The 22225-nt window shown below is 70.4% G+C and carries 25 protein-coding genes; 10 read left to right on the top strand and 15 right to left on the bottom strand.

Features of this window, described 5'->3' with window-relative positions:
* Nucleotides 1-231: 231 nt before the first annotated feature.
* The 6 genes from FXO19_RS09635 to FXO19_RS09610 form a co-directional block, all read right to left on the bottom strand.
* A complete protein-coding gene (locus tag FXO19_RS09635; protein ID WP_149194881.1) occupies nt 232-1185 on the bottom strand; it encodes an aspartate carbamoyltransferase catalytic subunit in 954 nt (317 codons plus the stop codon).
* A 135-nt stretch (nt 1186-1320) separates the two neighbouring features.
* Complete coding sequence (gene ruvX / locus FXO19_RS09630; protein ID WP_149194880.1) at nt 1321-1779, bottom strand: Holliday junction resolvase RuvX; 459 nt, start codon at nt 1777-1779, stop codon at nt 1321-1323.
* On the bottom strand, nt 1776-2342 hold the full coding sequence (locus FXO19_RS09625) for a YqgE/AlgH family protein (RefSeq protein ID WP_149194879.1): 567 nt from the start codon (nt 2340-2342) through the stop codon (nt 1776-1778). Before FXO19_RS09625 ends, ruvX begins: the two co-directional genes overlap by 4 nt.
* Nucleotides 2343-2657: 315 nt before the next feature.
* Nucleotides 2658-3446, bottom strand: a complete 789-nt coding sequence (locus FXO19_RS09620) for a sterol desaturase family protein (protein ID WP_223115471.1) — start codon at nt 3444-3446, stop codon at nt 2658-2660.
* Nucleotides 3447-3462: 16 nt separating this feature from the next.
* The gene (locus FXO19_RS09615) at nt 3463-3921 is read right to left on the bottom strand and encodes an FKBP-type peptidyl-prolyl cis-trans isomerase (protein WP_149194878.1); all 459 of its coding nucleotides are present in this window, start codon (nt 3919-3921) and stop codon (nt 3463-3465) included.
* Nucleotides 3922-4425: 504 nt separating this feature from the next.
* Complete coding sequence (locus tag FXO19_RS09610) at nt 4426-5049, bottom strand: superoxide dismutase (RefSeq protein WP_149194877.1); 624 nt, start codon at nt 5047-5049, stop codon at nt 4426-4428.
* 309 nt (nt 5050-5358) lie between these two features.
* On the opposite strand from FXO19_RS09610, the gene FXO19_RS09605 reads away from it, so the two are divergent.
* Nucleotides 5359-6288, top strand: coding sequence for a DUF72 domain-containing protein (locus tag FXO19_RS09605; RefSeq protein ID WP_149194876.1), 930 nt, complete (start codon nt 5359-5361; stop codon nt 6286-6288).
* Between the two features lie 194 nt (nt 6289-6482).
* Here FXO19_RS09605 and FXO19_RS09600 read toward each other — a convergent pair whose 3' ends face one another.
* From FXO19_RS09600 to FXO19_RS09585, 4 genes are all read right to left on the bottom strand, one after another.
* The gene (locus tag FXO19_RS09600; protein WP_149194875.1) at nt 6483-7133 is read right to left on the bottom strand and encodes a BON domain-containing protein; all 651 of its coding nucleotides are present in this window, start codon (nt 7131-7133) and stop codon (nt 6483-6485) included.
* Between the two features lie 45 nt (nt 7134-7178).
* On the bottom strand, nt 7179-8273 hold the full coding sequence (locus FXO19_RS09595) for an alanine racemase (protein ID WP_187775724.1): 1095 nt from the start codon (nt 8271-8273) through the stop codon (nt 7179-7181).
* Between the two features lie 319 nt (nt 8274-8592).
* Nucleotides 8593-9723 (bottom strand): PilT/PilU family type 4a pilus ATPase, encoded by a 1131-nt coding sequence (locus tag FXO19_RS09590; protein WP_149194873.1) that lies wholly within the window; start codon nt 9721-9723, stop codon nt 8593-8595.
* A 150-nt stretch (nt 9724-9873) separates the two neighbouring features.
* Nucleotides 9874-10911 carry a type IV pilus twitching motility protein PilT gene (locus tag FXO19_RS09585; RefSeq protein ID WP_149194872.1) on the bottom strand — a complete coding sequence of 346 codons (1038 nt, stop codon included), beginning with the start codon at nt 10909-10911 and terminating at the stop codon, nt 9874-9876.
* A gap of 149 nt (nt 10912-11060) precedes the next feature.
* Here FXO19_RS09585 and FXO19_RS09580 point away from each other — a divergent pair, with 149 nt between their 5' ends.
* The 3 genes from FXO19_RS09580 to FXO19_RS09570 all read left to right on the top strand — a co-directional run bounded on the left by FXO19_RS09580 (nt 11061) and on the right by FXO19_RS09570 (nt 13549).
* Nucleotides 11061-11771, top strand: coding sequence for a YggS family pyridoxal phosphate-dependent enzyme (locus FXO19_RS09580; RefSeq protein ID WP_149194871.1), 711 nt, complete (start codon nt 11061-11063; stop codon nt 11769-11771).
* Nucleotides 11772-12003: 232 nt separating this feature from the next.
* Entirely contained in the window at nt 12004-12858 is an 855-nt protein-coding gene (proC, locus tag FXO19_RS09575) for a pyrroline-5-carboxylate reductase (protein ID WP_149194870.1), read from the top strand.
* A 166-nt stretch (nt 12859-13024) separates the two neighbouring features.
* On the top strand, nt 13025-13549 hold the full coding sequence (locus FXO19_RS09570; protein WP_187775723.1) for a DUF4426 domain-containing protein: 525 nt from the start codon (nt 13025-13027) through the stop codon (nt 13547-13549).
* A 141-nt stretch (nt 13550-13690) separates the two neighbouring features.
* Here FXO19_RS09570 and FXO19_RS09565 read toward each other — a convergent pair whose 3' ends face one another.
* Nucleotides 13691-14086, bottom strand: coding sequence for a DoxX family protein (locus tag FXO19_RS09565; protein ID WP_149194868.1), 396 nt, complete (start codon nt 14084-14086; stop codon nt 13691-13693).
* Nucleotides 14087-14406: 320 nt separating this feature from the next.
* On the opposite strand from FXO19_RS09565, the gene FXO19_RS09560 reads away from it, so the two are divergent.
* A complete protein-coding gene (locus FXO19_RS09560) occupies nt 14407-15699 on the top strand; it encodes an MFS transporter (RefSeq protein WP_255516379.1) in 1293 nt (430 codons plus the stop codon).
* On the opposite strand, the gene FXO19_RS09555 is transcribed toward FXO19_RS09560, so the two are convergent.
* From FXO19_RS09555 to pdxH, 3 genes are read right to left on the bottom strand one after another with little or no spacing between them, the layout of a single operon-like run.
* Nucleotides 15700-16497, bottom strand: coding sequence for a cobalamin-binding protein (locus tag FXO19_RS09555; RefSeq protein ID WP_149194866.1), 798 nt, complete (start codon nt 16495-16497; stop codon nt 15700-15702).
* A gap of 3 nt (nt 16498-16500) precedes the next feature.
* Complete coding sequence (gene aac(6'), locus FXO19_RS09550; protein ID WP_425481462.1) at nt 16501-16947, bottom strand: aminoglycoside 6'-N-acetyltransferase; 447 nt, start codon at nt 16945-16947, stop codon at nt 16501-16503.
* 11 nt (nt 16948-16958) lie between these two features.
* Entirely contained in the window at nt 16959-17561 is a 603-nt protein-coding gene (gene pdxH, locus FXO19_RS09545) for a pyridoxamine 5'-phosphate oxidase (protein ID WP_149194864.1), read from the bottom strand.
* Between the two features lie 17 nt (nt 17562-17578).
* Between pdxH and FXO19_RS09540 the strand changes: the two genes are divergently transcribed.
* Nucleotides 17579-18400, top strand: coding sequence for a kinase (locus FXO19_RS09540; RefSeq protein WP_149194863.1), 822 nt, complete (start codon nt 17579-17581; stop codon nt 18398-18400).
* A 187-nt stretch (nt 18401-18587) separates the two neighbouring features.
* Here the strand turns inward: FXO19_RS09540 and FXO19_RS09535 are convergent, their stop codons facing one another.
* Entirely contained in the window at nt 18588-18791 is a 204-nt protein-coding gene (locus FXO19_RS09535) for a dodecin family protein (RefSeq protein ID WP_149194862.1), read from the bottom strand.
* 132 nt (nt 18792-18923) lie between these two features.
* Between FXO19_RS09535 and FXO19_RS09530 the strand changes: the two genes are divergently transcribed.
* The 4 genes from FXO19_RS09530 to hemE all read left to right on the top strand — a co-directional run bounded on the left by FXO19_RS09530 (nt 18924) and on the right by hemE (nt 22208).
* Nucleotides 18924-19490, top strand: a complete 567-nt coding sequence (locus FXO19_RS09530; RefSeq protein ID WP_149194861.1) for a shikimate kinase — start codon at nt 18924-18926, stop codon at nt 19488-19490.
* Entirely contained in the window at nt 19487-20587 is a 1101-nt protein-coding gene (aroB, locus tag FXO19_RS09525; protein ID WP_149194860.1) for a 3-dehydroquinate synthase, read from the top strand. Before FXO19_RS09530 ends, aroB begins: the two co-directional genes overlap by 4 nt.
* A gap of 212 nt (nt 20588-20799) precedes the next feature.
* Nucleotides 20800-21057, top strand: a complete 258-nt coding sequence (locus FXO19_RS09520) for a WGR domain-containing protein (protein WP_149194859.1) — start codon at nt 20800-20802, stop codon at nt 21055-21057.
* Between the two features lie 77 nt (nt 21058-21134).
* On the top strand, nt 21135-22208 hold the full coding sequence (gene hemE / locus FXO19_RS09515; RefSeq protein ID WP_149194858.1) for a uroporphyrinogen decarboxylase: 1074 nt from the start codon (nt 21135-21137) through the stop codon (nt 22206-22208).
* Nucleotides 22209-22225: the final 17 nt, after the last annotated feature.

Below are 22225 nucleotides of genomic sequence, written 5' to 3'. Positions count from 1 at the left end.
CGTTCGGCGCCTTGGGAAGATGCCAACATCGCCCGCTTGACCGCTGCGCCGCGCGACCATCGCCATGCGCCCGCGCGTGCGATGCCGACGGCGGTTCCGGTCTTGGCCATCATCGGGCTCCTGGCGCGAGCCGGAAGGCGCGCCGGCGATCGGAACCCCGTGGCGGCGAAATACCCGCGGCATCGCGCGCATGGCGCGCTCCTACGGATCGGGATCGGTCGGCGACGCAGCTCAACGCCCGGCGAGCAGCGTCTCCAGCACGGCCATGCGCACCGCCACGCCGTTGGCCACCTGGCGCAGGATCAGCGACTGCGGCCCGTCGGCGACCTCGTCGTCGATCTCGACGCCGCGATTCATCGGCCCCGGGTGCAGCACCGCGGCCCCGGGCGCGGCGCGGCGCAGGCGTGCCGCGGTCAGGCCATAGGCGTCGTGGTAGGCCTGCAGCGAGGGCACCAGCCCCTCGTCCATGCGCTCACGCTGCAGGCGCAACATCATCACCGCATCGACGCCCTCGAGCGCAGCGTCGAAGTCGTCGCCGACCGTGCACCCGGCCAGCATGTCGTCGTCGGGCAGCAGCGCGGCCGGTCCGCAGACGCGGATCTCCGAGGTCCCGCTGCTACCTACCCCCAGCGCGCGCAGCGCGCGCAGGTCGGAACGGGCGACGCGCGAATGCTTGACGTCGCCGACGATCAGGATCTTCAGTCGCGCGAAGTCCGTGCCCCGGGCCTGGCGCAGGGTCAGCATGTCGAGCAGGCCCTGGGTGGGGTGCGCATGGCGGCCATCGCCGGCGTTGACCAGGACGGTGCCGGGCCCGGCCGCGGCGGCGAGCGCCGCCACCGCGCCGTTCTCGTGGTGGCGGACCACGAAGGCGTCGACGCCCATCGCCTCGATCGTCTTCAGCGTGTCGCGGCCGCTCTCGCCCTTGGTGGTGGACGAGGTGGACGCGTCGAAGTTGAGCACGTCGGCGCCGAGCCGTTGCGCCGCGCGCTGGAAGCTCATCCGCGTACGCGTGGACGGTTCGAAGAACAGCGTGCAGACCGCTCGCCCCGCCAGCGCCGCACTCCCGATATCGCCGTCGATGATTGCCTGGGCGCGATCGAGCAGCCGCAGCAACACCTCGCGCGGCAGGTGCTCGAGTGTCAGCAGGTGGCGCAGGCGGCCTTCCGGATCGGTTTGCGAAATCATGCGCTGGAGGGATGCCCTTTGATCGTGGACGGCTTCTTTCCGCCCCGTAGAGCAGAGCACACTCCGCTACGTGGCTCCGGCGGCCGGGAACAGCGGAACAAGCTCCGCTCTACGGGAGAGGAGTGCGGGGAAATTCTAGGATATCGGCACCGCGTCGTCCGGCGCCGCCAGCCAGCGCTCGACGATGATCGCCGCTGCCACCGCATCGAGCGCCGCCGCGTCGCGGCGCCGGCGGCGGCCGGCGGCGCGGTCCACGGCGAACCGCTGGGCGGCTTCAACCGAGCTTGCGCGCTCGTCCATCAACACCACCGGCACGCGGTAACGGGCATGCAGCTCGTGGGCGAAGTGCCTGGCACGCCGGCGGATCGGCTGGTCGCCGCCGTCGAGCGTCATCGGATCGCCCACCACCATGACGTCCGGCCGCCACTCGTCACGCAGCCGGTCGATGCTGCGCCAGTCCGGCAGCTCGTCGTGCACGTCGATCACCGCCAGCGCGCGCGCGCCGTGGCCGAAGCCGCTGCCCACCGCCACGCCGATGCGGCGCGCGCCGACGTCGAAGCCGAGCACGGTACCGTCGGCGCGGACCGCGCTCATGCGTGGCCCGCGTAGTCGGCCAGCCGCTGCATGTCGACGCCGATGCGGCCGGCGGCCGCCTGCCAGCGCGCCTCCAGCGGCAGCGCGAACAGCAGTTCGGCATCGGCCGGCGCGTTCAGCCAGCTGTTCTCGGTCAGCTCCTGCTCGAGCTGGCCCGCGCCCCAACCGGCGCAGCCCAGCGCCACCGCGACCCGGGACGGGCCTTCGCCCCGGGCGATGGCCTCCAGCACGTCGCGCGAGGTGGTCACGTGCAGGTCGTCGGCGATCGCCAGGCTGGAATCCCAGCCACGGCTGCCGTCGTGGATCACGAAACCGCGCTCCGGATGCACGGGACCGCCAGCCAGGACCGGCTGCGACCGCAGCAGCGCGTCGTCGCTGTCGATCCCCATCTGCTCGAAGACTTCGCCCAGGGTGTACTCCGACGCCCGGTTGACCACCACGCCCATGGCGCCTTCCGCATCGTGCTGGCAGATCAGCGCGAGCGAACCGGCGAAGTTCGGATCGGTCAACGCCGGCAGCGCGATCAACAGTTGGTTGGCGAGCGGGGTCGGATCGACGGGCATGGCGGCATTCTAGCGGGTCGCCGCGTCGCCGGCAGGCCCGCCGCGTGGCGGCGGCGATGGCGCTGCAAACGCCTGGAGCGGTAGTTGCCGCGTTTCCGGCAGCGGTGATTACCGACTTGGGTAGCCGAGCAAACTCGGGGGTCCCGGGACCGCACAAAGCGGGGCGCCCTGACCTTCCGTAGGAGCGCGCCATGCGCGCGATACCGCGGGGCCGGCCGGATCCGGTAGATGCCGCGATGCCGGACCGGCAGGCGCGCCGGTCACCGGAATTCGCGGGCGACGCAATGCCCGCGGCATCGCGCGCATGGCGCGCTCCTACGGGTGCCGGGATGCGCGGGCGGCGAAGGCATCCAGCTGCGCCCTCGCCGCGTCAACCGCCAGGCGCGTGCCACACCAGCGGTCCATGAAGTTGAACAGGAAGCCGTAGTTGCCGTGGTAGCAGGCGTGATGCAGATGGTGCCGGCGGCTGGCGGCCAGCCAGTGGTCCGGCCCCACGCCGGGCGCGTAGTCGTAGTTGCTGTGCCCCAGGTTGTTCAGCAACAGGCTCAGCACCGGCAGTGACAGCAGTGCCGCGAAGCTGAAGTCGTGCAACAGCATCGGCAGCAGGATCACGTTGCCCAGCAGCGCCGCCTCCAGCGGATGGAAGCTGTAGGTCGCGAATGGCGTGGTCACCAGCGAGCGATGGTGCTGTTGGTGGTAGCGGCGCAGCGGTCGCGTGTGTAGCAGGCGGTGGTTGGCGTAGAAGTGGACGTCGTTCCACACCAGCAGCACCGCGGCTTCGGCGACGACCCGCAGCGGCCCCGGATCCTGCGCCAGCCGCGCCCAGCCCTGTTGCAGGAACCACCACGGCAGCAGGCTGCCGAGGCCGAAAATCGCGACCGACCCCAGCGATGAGGCGATCTCGCTGCGCATCTGGCCGGGCCTGAGCGGACGCGGATCGATGCGGCGCCCGAGCCCCAGCGCCGGCAGCAGGTATCGCGTCAGCAGCCAGTTGCCGCCGCAGAACAGCGCGTAGATCGCCGCGAAGAACGCCAGTCCGGCCGCGATCGCGCCGCCGGCGGACAGGGCGGCGAAGGCATTGCCCAGGGCGACGAATCCGTCCATCGCCGGTCCGGCCGCCTCAGCCGAGGCCGAACTGCAGTTCGTCGGGCGTCGCCAGGCGCACGTCGACCACTTCCACCTCGGCCACGAACGGCCGCCCGGCCAGCGGGTTGTTGCCGTCGACGGTGATGGTGTCGCCCTCGACCGCGGTCACCACCACCTGCAGCGGGCCGCGCGCGGTCTGCGCCTCCAGCTTGCCGCCGACCGCCGGCTCGCTCTCGCCGGTGAACGTGCTGCGCGGGAGGGTCTGCACCAGTTCCGGGTGACGTGGACCGAAGCCGTGCTCCGGCGGGATGGTGACCTCGAACCGGTCGCCGGCGCTCCTGCCCTCCAGTGCCTGCTCCAGGCCGCGCACGATCGCATTGGTGCCGTGGATGTAGACCAGCGGGTCGTGTCCATGCGTGGTGGTGATCTGCTGCCCGTGTTCGTCCTTGAGGGTGAAATGGATCGTGCCGACCCGTCGGTTCGCGATTTCCATGGCTTCGTCAGGTAAGGGGACCGCGCCATCTTCGCGCGGCGGTGAATCGGCGCGCAAGTTCGGGCCGGGACCTGGGCCTCCATCCGGTCGGGCACGGTGACTCGGGTCAGAGGCTTGGGCGGAATCCCAGATGGATCGGGATATCGGCCTTCTCCCTCCGAGGTGAAGGATGCTGCTTGCGAATCACTGGCTCACGCGCGCGCAAGACGATGATGGTGGGCCAAGGCCCACCCTATGCGGGTGGGTGGGCCTTGGCCCATCGCAAGGATTCGGCAATGCGGCAGGCGTCGACCATCGCGCCTTCGCCATACCCTCACCCCAACCCCCGCTCTGCGCCCCGGCCCCGGCCCTTGCCAGCGGCACGGACGCTCCAGCGCACGCGCGCCAATGGCGCGCAAGCCGTGCACTGTCGCCCCCGAAGGGAGAGAGGGGCTTCAAAGCCGCAAAAAAAAAGGAAGCCGGGACAGGCCCGGCTTCCTCAGGGTTCGGCACGGATTGGCAGGCTCAGCCGACGGCAGCCCGGTAGCGCCGCTCGACCTCGTTCCAGTCGATGACATTGAAGAACGCCGAGATGTAGTCCGGACGGCGGTTCTGGTACTTCAGGTAGTAGGCATGCTCCCATACGTCCAGGCCCAGGATCGGCGTGTTGCCGGAACCGATGCCCTTCATCAATGGGTTGTCCTGGTTGGCGGAGTCCTCGACGGCGAGCTTGCCGTCCTTGCCGACCACCAGCCAGGCCCAGCCGCTGCCGAAACGGCCCTTGGCGGCATTGGTGAAGGCCTCCTTGAAGGCCTCGAAGCCGCCCAGGTCGCTTTCGATGCGGGAAGCCACCTCGCCGCCCGGCTTGCCGCCGCCGTCGGTCGACATCACCGTCCAGAACAGCGAGTGGTTGGCGTGGCCGCCGCCATGGTTGCGCACCGCCTTGCGGATCTTCTCCGGCAGCGCGTCGATGTCGCTGATCAGCTCCTCGACCGGCGTATCGGCGAAATCGGTGTCCTTGACCGCGTCATTGAGGTTGGTGACGTAGCCCTGGTGGTGCTTGCTGTGGTGGATCTCCATGGTCTGCGCATCGATATGCGGCTCGAGCGCGTCGTAGGCGTACGGCAGTTCGGGGAGGGTGTGGGCCATTACGATCTCCGGTCCGGTGGAAGAAGTCGGCCATTGTGCTACGGATAGAGTAAAAACAGCATCAAGCCTGCGGAATGGTCCATTGCACGGCAGGCGCGCCGGCTTGCTGCCGATCGACAGCGCCTGTCGCCACCTGCTCCCGACCGACGCCCCGGCGACGGCAAATCCGTTTCACGATGCCTTGCCGGCACCGCCAGCAGGCTGTCCATGGTCCTGTCCGGTACTTGTTCCATGACATGGCATCCCGCGCCGTCTGCAGCGCCCTGCCCTGCCACCCGCGCCGCGCCGCCGCGGTAGCGTCCGCACGCGATGGCCCGCCGTGCGCAATCGACATCGCGATCTCCGGCGCGCAGCCGCGTGCGGATCGGAATCTCCGGCTGGCGCTACAAGCCATGGCGCGGCGTGTTCTATCCCGACGACCTGGTGCAGCGACGGGAGCTGGAGTACGCCTCGCACACGTTCTCCACGATCGAGATCAACGGCACGTTCTATTCGCTGCAGCGGCCCGAAAGCTTCCAACACTGGTACGAGCAGACCCCGGACGATTTCGTCTTCGCGCTCAAGGGCAACCGCTTCATCAGCCATCGCCTGCGCCTGCGCGACGCACGGCAGGCGCTGTCCAATTTCCTCGCCTCCGGCCTGCTGCGGCTGCACGAAAAGCTCGGCCCGCTGCTGTGGCAGCTGCCGCCGAGCTTCCGCTATGACGAGGGCCGCATCCGCGATTTCCTTGCGCTCCTGCCCAAGGACACCGGGCAAGTGCTGGGGCTGGCGCGGCGCCGCGACACGGCACGGATGAAAGGCCGCAGCGCACTGTCGATCGATCATGCGCGGCCGCTGCGCCACGCACTGGAGATCCGCCACGAAAGTTTCCGCGACCCCGGCTTCATCGACCTGCTGCGCGAGTACAACGTGGCACTGGTGGTCGCCGACACCGCCGGCAGGTGGCCGCTGCTGGAGGACGTCACCGCCGACTTCATGTACCTGCGGCTGCACGGCGACAAGGAGCTCTACGCCAGCGGCTATAGCGACGCCGCGCTGGACGACTGGGCACGGCGCATCGATGCCTGGTCGCGCGGTACGCAACCCCGCGACGCACGGCGCGCCGGCCGCGCTTCGGTACCCAGACGCGCCCGCGACGTGTACTGCTATTTCGACAACGACATGAAGGTGCACGCACCCTTCGACGCGCAGCACCTGGGCGAGCGCATCCGCCGCCGGACCCGGGTGAAGGCGACATAGCGGCCATCCACATGGGAACCTGCAGGCGCACCATGCCGGCACACCACGCGTAGGAGCGCGCCATGCGCGCGATGCCGGCGCGGCTGCAGACGGCGGGAATCGCCGCCACGGCAACCGGAGCCACCCGCGGCATTGCGCGCATGGCGCGCTCCTACGAAAGCCGCAACACCGCAGCCTCGCCGTGCATTCCCGCTCTAGTGCTGCAGGTTCGGTGCTTCGGCGGCACCTTCGCTGCGGCCGCCGGACCCAGGCGTCGATGCCGACAGCCGGTTCTCCACGTCCTCGACGCCGTGCATCGCCGCGACGGCCCGCACCGCGTCCTCGATCTCCGCAGCCGGCACGCCGCCGCTCAGGATCACGCGGCCGTCGTGCACCTCCACCTCGACGGCGCCGGATCGGTCGATCACGTGGCCGAGCTTGGCCCGGACCCGCTCGCGCAGCTTGTGGTCATCGACCGGCTGCCCGGCAAACTTCGACCGCGTCTCCGCCAGCATGCCGTGCACGCGATCGGCCGCGCGCTTGGACTTGGCGCGCGCGAAGTGCTCGGCATCGTGGCAGGCCGAAACCGCCTGATCGCGCACCATCGCGCGGCGGCGGCGGCCGGTGGCCGGATCGAGGTAGTACATGGCGGCCGCACCCGCAGCGAAGGCCGCGACCAGTCTGAACACCGTATTCATGAGCGCTCCTCCATCGAAATAGTGGCCATGCCGACGGCGGTCATCCGGTGCCGGACCGGACGCGCTCGTCCGCCAACCGGCGTCGAACGAACGATCCGATTCTTCCACCCTGTTTGAGAAATCCGCGCGAAGACCGGCAATGGCTTCCGTCGAAGGCGTCAGCGCCACCGGGTATCCGCGTCCGCCACCGGCGTTCGGCAGGCGCGGCCGCCGCTATCCCATCATCGCGACAGGTTCGCCGGCCAGGGTCAGATAGCGGCCCATCGCGTCCGCGGTCAGGCACGAGTGCACCGGCAGGAACAGCAGGGTCTCGCCGGGGCGGGTACGGGCGATCACCTCGTCGGGCGCGGCGACGATGCCGTGCTCCTGCGACAACCGGACCAGCCGGATCTCCGGGCGCAATGCGCCCCAGCCCTCGGGCGTGGCCTCCACCGCCAGGCCGAAGATGCGCTCCCCGTCGAAGTCCATCGCGTCCTTGGAGAAATGCACCGCGCCGCCATGGACCACCAGCTCGCCGCGCGCCGGATGGCGCGCCACCACCGGACAGGCCATGGCCACGGCGATGTCCTCCACCCCGCAGGCGCCGATCTGCCACTGCGAGAGATCGTAGAAGACGTAGTTGCCGGGGCGGATCTCGTCCACCCCCGGGAAGGCGCCGACCGTGGAACAGGTGGGCGTATCGCCCACGGACAGTTCCAGCGGACCGGAGACGGCTGCCAGGTCGTCGCGCAGGCGGCCGAGCAGGCCCAGCGACTCCGCATGGACGGCGGCGATCGCCTGCGCACCGCGCGCGTCATAGCTGTGGCCGGCATGGGCAAGCAGGCCGCGCAGGCGGATGTCGTCGCGCCCGGCGAGCACTGCGGCCAGGTCGCGCAGCATGTCGAGATCCTCGGGATCGAAGCCGGTGCGGCGGCTGCCGACATCGATCTTCAGCCACGCGTCCACGCGCGTGGAGAACCGCACCCCGTCCAGCGCCTGCGGATCGGCCAGGACGATACCGAAGGCAATGCGCGCGGCCAGCGCATCGACCCGATCGCGCATCCCGGGATGGAACGGAAAGGCCAGGGTGAGGTCGCGCCAGCCGTCGGCGGCGAAGTATTCCGCCATGGCCAGCGAGGAGACGGTGATCGCCTCGACTCCAAGCTCGCGGAACCAGCGGCCAATCGTATGGCTCTGGTGCGTCTTGAAATGGGGGCGCAGCCGCACCCCGGCAGCGGCGGCGCGCTCCGCCATGCGTCGCAGGTTGCGGCGGGCACGGGCCTCGTCTAGCAGCAGGACAGGTTCGGACAACAACGATGGCAGCGGCATGGGCACACTCACACGACAGGCCAATGCGGATCCTACACGCGATGGCGAGATCCTTTCCTGCCGGCAGCAACATGCACTCCCCCAACCCAGGAGCGCCATGAAGTGCAGCTACCGTTCGGTGCGAGCTCGGGAACGCTGCGGAAGCGACCTGCGACCGGCGATCAGGGACGGGCTACTGCTCGCCGAAACCGTGTGATGTTGGCGATGAGTCGCGGAACTCGGAATCGTCCGGCGGCGCGACCTCGAGAAACGAGGCAGATTTCCACGTGGCCTCCCTACAGCAGTCGGCGCGTTCGGCGGATCGCAGATCCGCCCGGCGCTAGTTCGCTTCGGCGACCTCCACCCCATCCAGGCCCTGCGACAGCGTGCGCGCGTCGCCGCCCTGGGCGAGCTTGATGCGCAGGCGCACCTCGTTGGCGGAGTCGGCGTAGCGCAGGGCGTCCTCGTAGGAGATCTCGCCGGCCTGGTAGAGCTCGAACAGGGCCTGGTCGAAGGTCTTCATGCCGAGGTTGGTGGACTCCTTCATTATGTCCTTGAGCTTGTGGATCTCGCCGTCGCGGATGTAGTCCTGCACCAGCGGGGTGCCGAGCATGATCTCCATGGCGACGCGGCGGGCCTTGCCGTCCGGGGTCGGGATCAGCTGCTGGGCGACGACGCCCTTGAGGTTGAGCGAGAGGTCCATCAGCAGCTGGCCGCGGCGGTCCTCGGGGAAGAAGTTGATGATGCGGTCCATCGCCTGGTTGGCGTTGTTGGCGTGCAAGGTGCACAGCACCAGATGGCCGGTCTCGGCGAAGGCGATGGCGTGGTCCATGCCTTCGCGGGTGCGCACCTCGCCGATCATGATCACGTCCGGCGCCTGGCGCAGGGTGTTCTTGAGCGCGTTCTCCCAGCTGTCGGTGTCGATGCCGACCTCGCGCTGGGTGATGATGCAGCCCTCGTGCTTGTGCACGAACTCGATCGGGTCCTCGATGGTGATGATGTGGCCGGTCGAGTTCTGGTTGCGGTAGCCGATCATCGACGCCAGAGACGTCGACTTGCCGGTGCCGGTGGCGCCGACGAAGATGATGATGCCGCGCTTGGTCATCGCCAGGGTCTTGATGATCGGCGGCAGGTTCAGCTCCTCGATGGTCGGGATCTTGGTCTCGATCCGGCGCAGCACCATGCCGACCTGGTTGCGCTGGTAGAAGCACGAGACGCGGAAGCGGCCCACGCCGGACACGCCGATGGCGAAGTTGCACTCGTGGGTCTTCTCGAACTCCTCGCGCTGCGGCGGCGTCATCACGTTGACCACCAGGTCGCGCGACTGCTGCGGGGTAAGCGGGTTCTGGGTGATCGGGGAGATCTTGCCGTTGACCTTCATCGCAGGCGGCATGCCGGCGGTGATGAACAGATCCGACGCCTTCTGGTGCGCCATCAGCTTGAGGAACGAGGTGAAATCGATGCTGCTCATTGTTGGCTCCTGCGGAGCCGTGATTCGTGATTGGTGATTGGTGATTCGATAAAGAGCACCTCGGCTCCCTGTCAGCATCCAGTCACTGCATCAGAACCCGGCTCCTAGCGAATCACGAATCACGAATTTACGAATCACGCGTCTTTTCAATCACTCGAAAAGACGCTTGTCCTTCGCATAGTCCTTGGCCTGCGCGCGCGTGACCAGGCCGCGCTTGACCAGGTCCTGCAGGTGCTGGTCGAGGGTCATCATGCCCATCTGCTGGCCGGTCTGGATGGCGGAGTACATCTGCGCCACCTTGTCCTCGCGGATCAGGTTGCGGATGGCGGGGGTGCCGACCATGATCTCCCAGGCCGCGGTGCGGCCGCCGCCGACCTTCTTCAGCAGCGCCTGGCTGATCACCGCGCGCAGCGACTCGGACAGCATCGAGCGCACCATCGGCTTCTCGCCGGCGGGGAACACGTCGATGATGCGGTCAATGGTCTTGGCCGCGCTCGATGTATGCAGGGTGGCGAACACCAGGTGGCCGGTCTCGGCCGCGGTCAGCGCCAGGCGGATGGTTTCGATGTCGCGCATTTCGCCGACCAGGATGTAGTCGGGGTCCTCGCGCAGCGCCGAGCGCAGCGCCTCGTTGAAGCCGTGGGTGTCGCGGTGCACCTCGCGCTGGTTGATCAGGCACTTCTGCGCGGTGTGCACGAACTCGATCGGGTCCTCGATGGTCAGCAGGTGCCCGTACTCGCTCTTGTTGATGTGGTCGACCATCGCCGCCAGCGTGGTCGACTTGCCCGAGCCGGTCGGCCCGGTCACCAGGATCAGGCCCTGCGGCTGGTCGATCAGCTGCCGGAACACCGGCGGGCAGCCGAGGTCCTCCAGCGTCAGCACTTCCGAAGGCACGGTGCGGAACACCGCGCCGGCGCCGCGGTTCTGGTTGAAGGCATTGACGCGGAAGCGCGCTAGGCCGGGAATCTCGAACGAGAAGTCGACCTCGAGAAATTCCTCGTAGTCGCGGCGCTGCTTGTCCGACATGATGTCGTACACCAGCGCGTGCACCTGCTTGTGATCGAGCGCCGGGATGTTGATGCGGCGTACGTCGCCATCGACGCGGATCATCGGCGGAAGCCCCGCCGACAGATGCAGGTCCGATGCCTTGTTCTTGACCGAGAACGCCAATAGTTCGGCGATATCCATGCGTGTCCCCTGCACAGCAACTGTATCGATGAAGCCCGGACCAACGCCAAGGCTGGCCCAGCCTACCCCCGGGCGGCAGTATAGCCCTCTACTCGCGTCACAAATCCAGCCGCAAACAACTGACCGGCCACGCGCCGGCACTCACGCCGATGCCCCAGGACACTGAACTCGCCCAGCGGCTGCAGGCCGTGACTCTCAGGATCGTCAACGCCGCCTGCCATGCGGACCGGCCAGCGCCGGTGCTGCTGGCGGTCGGCAAGACCCGCGACGCCGGCGAGATCGACGCTTTGTGCACGCTGCGCCTGGCGCGGGGCGAGGCGCGGCCCGGCTTCGGCGAGAACTACGTGCAGGAAGCGGCAGGCAAGATCGCCGCGCTCGCCGGCCAGCCGATCGAATGGCACCTGATCGGCCATCTGCAGTCGAACAAGGCGAAACAGGCGGCCGAGCTGTTCGACTGGGTACAGACGGTCGACCGGCCGAAACTGGCCGCCGCGCTGGCGCGCCACCGCCCGCCGCAGCGTGCCCCGCTGAATGCGCTGGTGCAGGTCAATATCGATGACGAGCACAGCAAGCATGGCTGCCGTCCGGAAGACGTGCCTGCCCTGGCCGCGGCGGTCGCCGCCGAACCGCGGCTGGCGCTGCGCGGACTGATGGCGATCCCGGCGCCGCATCCGGATCCGCAGCGCCGCCGCGCCGCCTTCGCGCGGATGCGGGCGCTGTTCGATGCGTTGGCGGCGACGCATTCAGGCGTCGACACGCTGTCGATGGGGATGAGCGACGACCTCGAACAGGCAGTCGCCGAGGGCGCCACGCTGGTGCGCGTAGGCACGGCGCTATTCGGGCCGCGCGAAAGGCGGTGAATCGCACCCCGCCTTCGTAGGAGAGAGCCATGCGCGCGATGCCGCGGGTGTCGGCAGGATCCGGCGGATGCCGCGATTCTGGACCGGCAGGCGCGCCGGTCCCCGGAATGCGCGGGCGGTGCCATACCCGCGGTATCGCGCGCGTGGCGCGCTCCTACGAGACGACCGGCGGTGTGCGTTCCCGCGGTCGGTCAGGCATCCTAGGCGGTCGGCACGTACCGGATCGCATTCCATGCCCACAGCAACCGACCACCGCGCATCGACCGCCGCACCCGGCACCGTCGCCTTCATCGGCGGCGGCAACATGGCCCGCAGCCTGATCGGCGGATTGATCGCCAACGGCGCGGCGCCGGCGACGGTCCGCGTCGCCGAGCCGAACGAGGCCGCCCGCCAGGGCCTGGCCGCCGATTTCGGCGTGTCGGTATTCGCCGATGCCGGCACCGCGGTCGACGGCGCCGACGCCTGGGTGTTCGCGGTCAAGCCACAGGTGATGCGCGAGGTCTGCGCGACGCTGGGCGACAAGGCCCAGGCCGAACGGCCGATGGCGGTCTCGATCGCCGCCGGCATCACCTCGGCGCAGCTCGACCGCTGGCTCGGTGGTGAAATGGCCGTGGTGCGCACCATGCCCAACACCCCCGCCCTGCTCGGCGCCGGCGTCACCGGGCTGTATGCCAATCCGCGGGTCGATGCCGCGGGCCGCGCGCGGGCCGAGGCGCTGCTGGCGTCCGCCGGCACCACCGTCTGGATCGACGACGAGGCGAAGATGGATGCCGTGACCGCGGTCTCCGGCAGCGGCCCGGCCTACGTGTTCCTGCTGGCCGAGGCGATGGAAGAGGCGGCGAAGGCCGAAGGCCTGCCCGCCGATGCCGCCCGCACGCTGGTGCTGCAGACGGTACTGGGCGCCGCGCGCATGCTCACCGAGTCTGGCGAATCACCGGCCGAGCTGCGTCGCCGCGTGACCTCGCCCGGCGGCACCACCCACGCCGCGGTGGAGACCTTCGAGGCCGGCGGCCTGCGCGCGCTGGCGGCCCAGGCGATCCGCAACGCGACCGTCCGCGGCGGCGAGCTGTCGGCGGCCAATGACTGAGCCGCGCCGCGGCCGCACCGCTACGATCGATGCCGCTCTCGTAGGAGCGCGCCATGCGCGCGATGCCGCGGGCGCATCGCCGCCGGCGACTCCGATGTCCGGTGGGTTTGCCGGTCCAGAATCGTGGCATCCACCGGATCTTGCCGACACCCGCGGCATCGCGCGCATGGCGCGCTCCTACGGGGTGCTGGCGACCTCACCAATTGCGGTGGCCGCGATGCTGCTGGCGATGACGCTGACCGCCTGCGGCGTCGCACCGGTGCCGCCGGACGACCGCGCCGCGCAGAGCCACCGGGAGGCGGTGGTACGCGCCGGCGACGTCACCGTCCGTGCCAGCGTGGTACCCACGGCCGCCTTGAACGAGGCCGTGGCGCGGCAGTACGGCATCGAACGCAGTCCGCGCAGCGTGTTGCTGCTGGTCGGGGTGCGCGAGGGGCCGGAGCGGCAGGAAACGGCGCTGCCGGCGCGGATCCGGGGCAATGTCATCGACCTGCGCGGCGTGCGCCAGCCGCTGGAGCTGCGCGAGGTGCGCAGCGGTGATGACGGGGCGGATCCGGAACAGGCGCTGCTCGACTATGTCGGCATCGTCCGCGTCACCCCGCCGGATACCCTGCGCTTCGATCTGGAGATCGTGACCGGGGACGGCGTGCGCTCGGAGTTGCGCTTCAGCCGCGACGTCTATCCGCAATGAGCGGACACGCGGCAGGTTCGCGCGACTGATCTGGAGCCCGGGAGCCGGAGCGCGAAGCAAGCTCCGCTCTACGCATGGGTCGCCATGACCGGCAAGCATCGATCCTGACGGATCGAGTGGTGCCCGGCACGGCCGGCGGCATCAACGTGCATTGACTGAGAAGCGCCCGGGGCCCAGCAGCGCGACCGTGACCGCGGCGACCAGGAACATCGCCTGCAGTTCCAGCGCCCAGCCGCCCTGGGCGTTCAGCTGGCCGAACTGTCCCAAGTGCGCCAGCCACAGCGCGAACAGCATATTCGCCGCCACCAGCACCGCACCGATGCGGGCATGGAAGCCGACGATCAGCATCAGCGGCGCCAGCACCTCGCCGACCAGCGCGCCGTAGGCGAAGAACGTCGGCAAGCCGTGCATCCGCAGCAACGATTCGATCTGGTCGAGCCCGTTCTGCAGCTTGGCGATACCGTGCAGCAGGATCAGCGCCCCCAGCGTAATGCGCAACAACAGCTTGGCCAGATCCTGCATCGCCGCCTGGTTCATCGCATCGCTCCGGGGAAGGAAGCGACGATGATCGCAGGCGCGCCGGTCGATGGGAACAGACTTGCGCACCGGGCGGCCCGGGAATCGCAGGCAGGCGCGGACGAGATGGCTCGTCATCCCGGAATGCGGTGGTCCATCCATCCTTCCTGCCCAACAGATTGATCTCAAGTGGACTCGAGGTCCTAAGCTGCACACCTGTCTTCCCGAGGTGCCGAATGCAGACGCAGGAGGATGTCGAGGTGCCGGCGCCCGACGGCGCGGCCGCTCCCGGGCGAACGGACGGCGTGCTGTCGCCGCGCTACCGGACGCTGACGATCGGCATGGTGGCCCTGGTGTCGCTGGTGGCGTTCGAGGCGCTGGCGGTCGCCACCGCGATGCCGACCGTGGCCCAGGCACTGGATGGGCTGCCGCTGTACGCGCTAGCGTTCGGCGGCACGCTGGCGGCGAGCGTGGTTGGCATGGTCACCGCCGGGCGCGGCGCCGATGCGCGCGGTCCGGCGCCGGTGCTGTGGCGCGGGGTGGCCTGGTTCGTCGCCGGCCTGCTGATCGCCGGGCTGGCGACGAACATGGCGATGCTTCTGGCCGGCCGGATCGTGCAGGGATTCGGCGCCGGCGCGCTGTCGGTCGCGGTCTACGTGGTGGTCGGGCGGACCTATCCGGTCGCATTGCGGCCACGCGTGTTCGCCGCGTTCTCGGCGGCCTGGGTGGTGCCGTCGCTGATCGGCCCGGCCATCAGCGGACTCATGGTCGAGCACCTGGGCTGGCGCTGGGTATTCCTGGCGGTGCCGCTGCTGGCGATCCCGGCGGCATGGCTGATGCGGCCCGGGTTGCGCGGCTTGGCCGCGGCGCAGGCAGGCGGGAGCGCGGAAGGCGACGATCGCCTGCCCTGGGCGGTGCTCGCGGCCACCAGCGCCTGTGCCCTGCACCTGGCGGCGCAGCGCCACGACGCGCTCGGCTTTGCCCTGCTGGCGCTGTCCCTCGGCGGGCTGCTGCTCGCGGCGCAACGGCTGCTGCCGGCCGGCAGCTTCGGCCTGCGGCGCGGGCTGCCCAGCGTGATCGCGCTGCGCGCCCTGGCCAGCGCGGCGTTCTTCGGCACCGAGGTATTCATCCCGCTGATGCTGTCGCGCGAGTTCGGGCTGTCGCCGGCGTGGGCCGGGGTGGGCCTGAGCGTGGGCGCCCTGGGCTGGTCGCTGGGTTCCTGGTACCAGGGCCACACGACGCGGGCGTGGACGCGCGCCGCGCTGCTGCGGGTCGGCCTGACCCTCATGGCCGCCGGCATCGCACTGGTGCCGCTGGGACTGTTATTGCCCGGCGGCGTTGCACTGGCCCTCGTGGGCTGGACGCTGACTGGCCTGGGCATGGGGGTGACCTACCCCAGCCTGTCGGTGCTCACCCTGGCACTGTCGGCGCCGGCGGAACAGGGCCGCAACAGTTCCGCCCTGCAACTGGCCGACGCGCTCGCCATCGCCACGGTGCTGGCGGTGAGCGGTTCGGTGGTGGCGACCTTGCTCACGCGCGCGCCGGCGCTGGCGTTCGGCCTGAGTTTCGCGCTGACCTGCGCGCTGGCGGCCGTCGGCGCCGCGCTCGCCGGGCGCACCCGCGCGCCGGCCTGATCAGGGCGCGCGGCGCGCGGCCCAGGCCTGCACGATGTCCGCGATCGCGCGCACGCCGTCGGTCAGCGCGGCGGGGCCGGGCTGCAGGATCAGCGGCGACTTGATCTCGTGCAGCTCGCCGTCGCGCACCGCCGGTACCGCCGCCCAGCCCGGCCGCGCGGCCACCTTCTCCGGCCGGAAACGCTTGCCGCACCAGGAGCCGAGCACGATGTCCGGCGCGCGCCGGGCCGCCTCGGCGCCGTCGGCGAGGATGCGCTGCTTGGCCAGCGGCTCGGCCGCCAGTTCCGGGAACACGTCGTCGCCGCCGGCGATGCGGACCAGTTCGGCGACCCAGCGGATGCCGGTGATCGGCGGCTCGTCCCACTCCTCGAAGTACACCTTCGGCCTCCGCGGCAGGCGCGCCGACTCCGCCGCGACCGCATCGAGCCCGCGCCGCAGTTCGTCCGCGTAGGCATCGGCGCGCGGCCCGGCCCCGACCAGGGCGCCGAGCCGGCGCACGTAGTCGAGGATGCCCTCGACGCTGCGATGGTTGCTGATCCACACCTCCACGCCGTTGCGCACCAGCTCGGCGGCGATGTCGGCCTGGATGTCGGAAAACCCGATTGCCAGGTCCGGCCGCAGCTTCAGGATCTCGTCGATCTTGGCGCTGGTGAACGCGCTGACCTTCGGCTTTTCCTTCCGCGCCCGGGGCGGACGCACGGTGAAGCCGCTGATGCCGACGATGCGGTCCTGCTCGCCGAGCGCGTACAGCGTCTCGGTCGGCTCCTCGGTCAAGCAGACGATGCGGCGCGGGCCCATGTCTCAGCCGTCCAGCCGCTTGCGGAAATAGACCACGCGCTCGGTCTCCTCGAAGCCGCAGGCGGCGTGCGCGCGTTCGGCCGGAGCATTGTCGATCCAGGTATCGGACGCCAGTTCGGCGCAGCCCTGCTGCCGCGTCCAGTCCTCGACCGCGGCCACCAGCGCGCGACCGATGCCGTCGCGGCGCGCGGCCGGCACCACGTACCAGCCCTCGAGAAAGCCGACCGGACTGCTCCGGGTGCCGTTGACGTAGTCGACGCGGATCGTCGCCTCGGCGAACCCGAGCGCCGCGCCGTCGGCGCCGACGGCCAGAAAACCGGCCGCGCGCCCGGGCTTGGACAGGATGTCGTCGATATCCGCGCCGTGCCGGTCCGGATCCTCGTCCGGCCACAGCGCCTGGCGCAGCGGCGCCCACGCCGTCGCATCGGCGCGGACGGCCACGCGTACCATGCAGCGCCCGCTCATGGATACAGCATCCGCCGCGACCACTCCCCGGCCCGGTCGCATGCGTACAGATGTCGTTCGTGCAACCGGTGCTCGGCGCCGTACCAGAACTCGATCCGCTCCGGCCGCACCCGCAGGCCGCCCCAGCGCGACGGCCGCGACACCGGCCGGCCCTCGAACTCGCGCTCGCACCCGGCCAGCCGCCGTTCGAAGGCCGCGCGCGAATCCAGCGGCTCGGACTGCTTCGAGGCCCAGGCGCCGAGCTGGCTGCCGCGCGGGCGCGAGGCGAAATAGGCGTCGGCCTCGGCGTCGTCGACCACGGATACCAGCCCCTCGATCCGTACCTGCACGCCGCTGCGCACGCGTGGCCAGTAGAACAGCAGCGCCGCGTGCGGGTTCTCCTGCAGCTCGCGCCCCTTGCGTCCGTCGAGGTGGGTGTAGAACACGAAGCCCCGCGCGTCGTGCGCCTTCAGCAGCACGATCCGCGCCGACGGCCGGGCGTCGAGCGCGGCCGTTGCGAGGGTCATCGCGGTGCGATCGGGTTCGCCCGCGGCCTGCGCCTGGTCGAACAGCGCATCGAAGGTGGACAGCGCTTCGGCGTAGAGGTCGGCATCGGTCATTGCGCTATTGTGGCGCGATGGCGCCGTCCCCGCACCCGACGTCCGGCAACGGTTTCGCCGATGCCTTCGTGGCGCGGGTGCTCGACGACGCGCTGGGGTCCGGCGCCCGCATCTACGGCATCTGCGGACTGCAGGGCAGCGGCAAGTCGACGCTCGCCGCCCAGGTCGCGGCGCGGGCGCGGGCATGCGGGATCGGAACCGCGACGGTCTCGCTCGATGATTTCTATCTCGACCGCGACGCCCGCGCCGACCTTGCCCGCGATGTTCACCCGCTGCTCGCCACCCGCGGCCCGCCGGGCACGCACGATCTCGCCCTGGCCTGCACGACCCTGGATGCACTGCGCACAGGCGCCGCGGTCGCGCTCCCGCGCTTCGACAAGATTGCCGACACACGCCTGCCGCGGGGCGACTGGCCATGCGTGGAGGGAACCGGGCTGACGATCTTCGAGGGATGGTGCCTGGGCACGCCGGCGGAAGACGAGGCGGCCCTGGTGGAACCGGTCAATGCGCTGGAACGTAACGAGGATCGTGACGGCGTCTGGCGACGTCACTGCAACCGCGCGCTCGCACGTGATTATCCGCGGCTGTGGCGCCGCATCGACCGCCTGCTGTTCCTGCGGCCACCCGGCTTCGAAATCGTGCCGGAGTGGCGGTGGCAGCAGGAGCAGGCGTTGCAGGCCGCGCAACCGCGGCGTCGGGCGATGGCGCGCGAGGAGGTCGAACGTTTCGTGCAGCATTACGAGCGTGTCAGCCGCCAGGCGCTGCGCATGCTGCCGTCGATCGCGCAATGGACGGTGCGCCTATCGGCCGATCGCGTCCCCGATGTCGCCCCTCCGTAGGAGCGCGCCATGCGCGCGATGCCGCGGGTGTCGCACCGCCCGCGAATTCCGGTGACCGGCGCGCCTGCCGGTCCGGAATCGCGGCATCCATCGGATCCTGCCGATACCCGCGGCATCGCGCGCATGGCGCGCTCCTACGGAGTCGACCCGGACGACGCCGCGGCGGGCCTCGTTGCCCGCGACGACCTCACTCCACCACAAAGGTAATCCGCAGGTTCACCCGCCACTCCTTGATGTCGCCGTTGTCGCCGACCGCCGCCTTGATCTCGCTGACCCAGACGCCGCGGATGCCTTTCACTGATTCGGACGTCTTCTTCAGTCCCTGCTTGACGGCATCCTCGATGCTGGTGGCGGATGCGGCATTGATCTCGATGACTTTCGCGACAGACATGCGTCCTCCCGAACCGGATGTTGGCGGCGCCGGGCGCCAGAACCGCCAAAATGCACCCGCGCCCGTAACCATGGCGCGAATACCGGGTGACGGTGGCGCTAAAGCGCCTCGCGCGCTGCTAGCATCGCCTGCATGAACCCCGCTCCCAATCTCGTACTGGTCGGGCCGATGGGCGCCGGAAAGTCCTCGGTCGGCCGACGGCTGGCCAGCCGCTTCGGCCTGGCCTTCGTCGATCTCGACCACGAGATCGAGGAACGCACCGGCGCCAGCGTCGTCATGATCTTCGACTGCGAGGGCGAGGCCGGCTTTCGCGCACGCGAACGCGCCGCGCTGGCGGCGGTGCTCGAACGCGACGGGCTGGTGCTGGCCACCGGCGGCGGCGCGGTGCTCGATGCCGGCAACCGCGCCCTGATGCGCGAACGCGGCTTCGTCGTGCACCTGCACGCCGGGGTCGAGCGGCAGCTCGAGCGCCTGGCACGCGACCGCTCGCGGCCGCTGCTGGCCGGGAACAATCGCGAAGAGGTGCTGCGGCGCCTGGCCGGGATCCGCGAACCGCTGTACCGCGAGGTCGCCGACCTGCGCTTCGACACCGAAACCCTGGAAGCCACCGCCGCGGTGTCGAAACTCGGGCGCCTGCTGCAGCAGCGCTGGCAGCGGCCCGACGCGCGCAACGGCCGGTCCCGGGCGGAGTCGGCATGAGCGCCGCGGCATCCAACCGGATCGAGGTGGACGTGGCGGGCGCGCAGCCGTACCGCATCACCATCGCGCCCGGACTGCTCGACGACGGCGCCGCGCTGGCGGCGCAGGTGCGCGGGCGCCAGGCGCTGGTGCTCAGCGACGACACGGTCGCGCCGCTGTACGCCGCGCGCGTGGCCGAGGCGCTGCGCGCGGCGAGGCCGGAACTCTCGCTGGCGCATTTCGCGCTGCCGGCCGGCGAATCTTCCAAGACCCTGCACTGGTTCGGCCGCGCGATCGACGCCCTGGCGGCGCTCGGCGCGCGCCGCGACGCCTGCGTGCTGGCGCTCGGCGGCGGCGTGGTCGGCGACCTGGCCGGTTTCGCCGCGGCCTGCTGGATGCGCGGCATCGACTGCGTGCAGCTGCCGACCACGCTGCTGGCCATGGTGGATTCCTCGGTGGGCGGCAAGACCGCGGTCGACCTGCCGCAGGGCAAGAACCTGGTCGGCGCCTTCCACCCGCCGCGTGCGGTGCTGGCCGACACCGCGGTACTGCGCACGTTGCCGCCGCGCGAGCTGCGCGCGGGCCTGGCGGAAGTGATGAAGTACGGCGCGATCGTCGATGCATCGTTCCTCGACTGGCTCGACGCCCACGCCGACGCGCTGCTGGCGATGGACGACGACGCCCTGGCCACCGCCGTCGCCCGCAGCTGTGCGCACAAGGCGGCGATCGTGGAACGCGATCCGTTCGAGCACGGCGAACGCGCGCTGTTGAATTTCGGCCATACCTTCGGCCATGCGATCGAGACCGAGCAGGGCTATGGCGGCCTGAACCATGGCGAGGCGGTCGCGGTCGGCATGGTGCTGGCGGCGCGGCTGTCGGAGACGCTGGGGCTGGCGCGGCCCGAGGACGGCGAACGCCTGCGCGTGCTGCTGACGCGGTTCGGCCTGCCGGTGGCGCTGCCCGCCGGTCTCGACCCGGAATCCCTGCTCGCGCACATGCGCCTGGACAAGAAGGCCCAGGCCGGCGGCCTGCGCTTCATCGTCTGGGAGGGCGCCGGCCGCGCACGGGTGCTGTCGGACGTGCCGGAGAGCGCCGTACTCGCCGTGCTGCGCGGCTGACCGGCTCTCCTACGTAGGAGCGCGCCATGCGCGCGATGCCGCGGGTGCCGGCAGGATCCGGTGGACGTCGCGATTCCGGACCGGCAGACGCGCCGGTCACCGGGATTCGCGGGCGGCGCCATGCCCGCGGCATCGCGCGCATGGCGCGCTCCTACGGACGGGAGCTTTGCGCGCGACGCAGCACAGGCGCCGGGCGCCTTACAATTGCGCCCATGCGCCTGTTGCTGCAACAACCCGCCGAAAGTCACGAAGCGCCGCGCTTCGTGCAGCTGATGCTGCAGCCGGACCTGCTGGGCGGCTGGACGCTGATCCGCGAGTCCGGGCAGATCGGCGGCCGCAGCCAGCTGCGGCGCGAGCAGTTCATGGACCAGGCCAGCGCCGCGGCCGCGCTGGAGCAGGCGCGCGACCTGCAACTCAAGCGCGGCTACCGGCTGGTCTATGCCAAGGGCGCCGACGCGCCGAAACCCTGATCCCCCTGCCCGTCCGCCGTCTGCGACGCCCCGGCGTGCGCGCGCCGGTGGCACGCCTTGACCCGAGGAAAACCGTCTTGTCCGCACCGCTGAAGAACGACCGCCTGCTGCGCGCGCTGCGCCGCGAACCCGTCGACCGCACCCCCGTCTGGCTGATGCGCCAGGCCGGGCGCTACCTGCCGGAGTACCGCGAGACCCGCCGCCAGGCCGGCAGCTTCCTGGCGATGGCCAAGAATCCCGAGATCGCCTGCGAGATCACCCTGCAGCCGCTGCGCCGGTTCCCGCTCGATGCCGCGATCCTGTTCTCCGACATCCTCACCATTCCCGATGCGATGGGCCTGGCGCTGTACTTCGTCGAGGGCGAGGGCCCGAAGTTCCGGCACCCGGTGCGCGACGCCGCGGCGATCGCGAAGCTCGGCGTGCCGGACATGGAGACCGAACTGCGCTACGTGATGGACGCGGTGCGCACCGTTCGCCGCGAGCTCGACGGCGATGTCCCGCTGATCGGCTTCTCCGGCAGCCCGTGGACGCTGGCCTGCTACATGGTCGAGGGCGGCGGCAGCAAGGACTTCGGCCGCATCAAGGCGATGGCCCTGAACGCGCCGCAGGCGCTGCACACGCTGCTGTCGGTCAACACCGATGCGGTGATCGCGTATCTCGCCGCACAGCGAGCGGCCGGCGCGCAGGCGCTGCAGGTGTTCGACACCTGGGGCGGGGTGCTGTCGCCGGCGATGTACCGCGAGTTCTCGCTGCCGTACCTGACCCGGATCGCCCGTGAACTCGAGCGCGGCGACGACGCGCAGCGCACGCCGCTGATCCTGTTCGGCAAGGGCAACGCCGCCCATCTGGAGGCACTGGCCGACTCCGGCGCCGAAGGCGTCGGCGTCGACTGGCTGATCGGCCTGGAAGAAGCCGCGCGCCGCACCGGGGGCAAGGTCGCGCTGCAGGGCAACCTCGATCCCGCGGTCGTCTACGGTTCGCCCGAGGCGATCCGCCGCGAGGTCGCCGCCGTGCTGGACGCCTACGCCGCCGGCAACGGCGGCTCGCGCGACGGCCACGTCTTCAATCTCGGCCACGGCATGTCGCCGGACATGGACCCGGAGCACGTGGCGGTGCTGGTCGACGCGGTGCATACCCACAGCGCCCGCTGATCCGCGCTGCGGGCGAC

This window comes from Luteimonas suaedae, from assembly GCF_008312895.1.
In the GTDB taxonomy this organism is placed as follows: domain Bacteria; phylum Pseudomonadota; class Gammaproteobacteria; order Xanthomonadales; family Xanthomonadaceae; genus Luteimonas; species Luteimonas suaedae.
The sequence above is the reverse complement of the archived record's forward strand: the minus strand, read 5'-3'. Positions and strand labels throughout refer to the sequence as shown.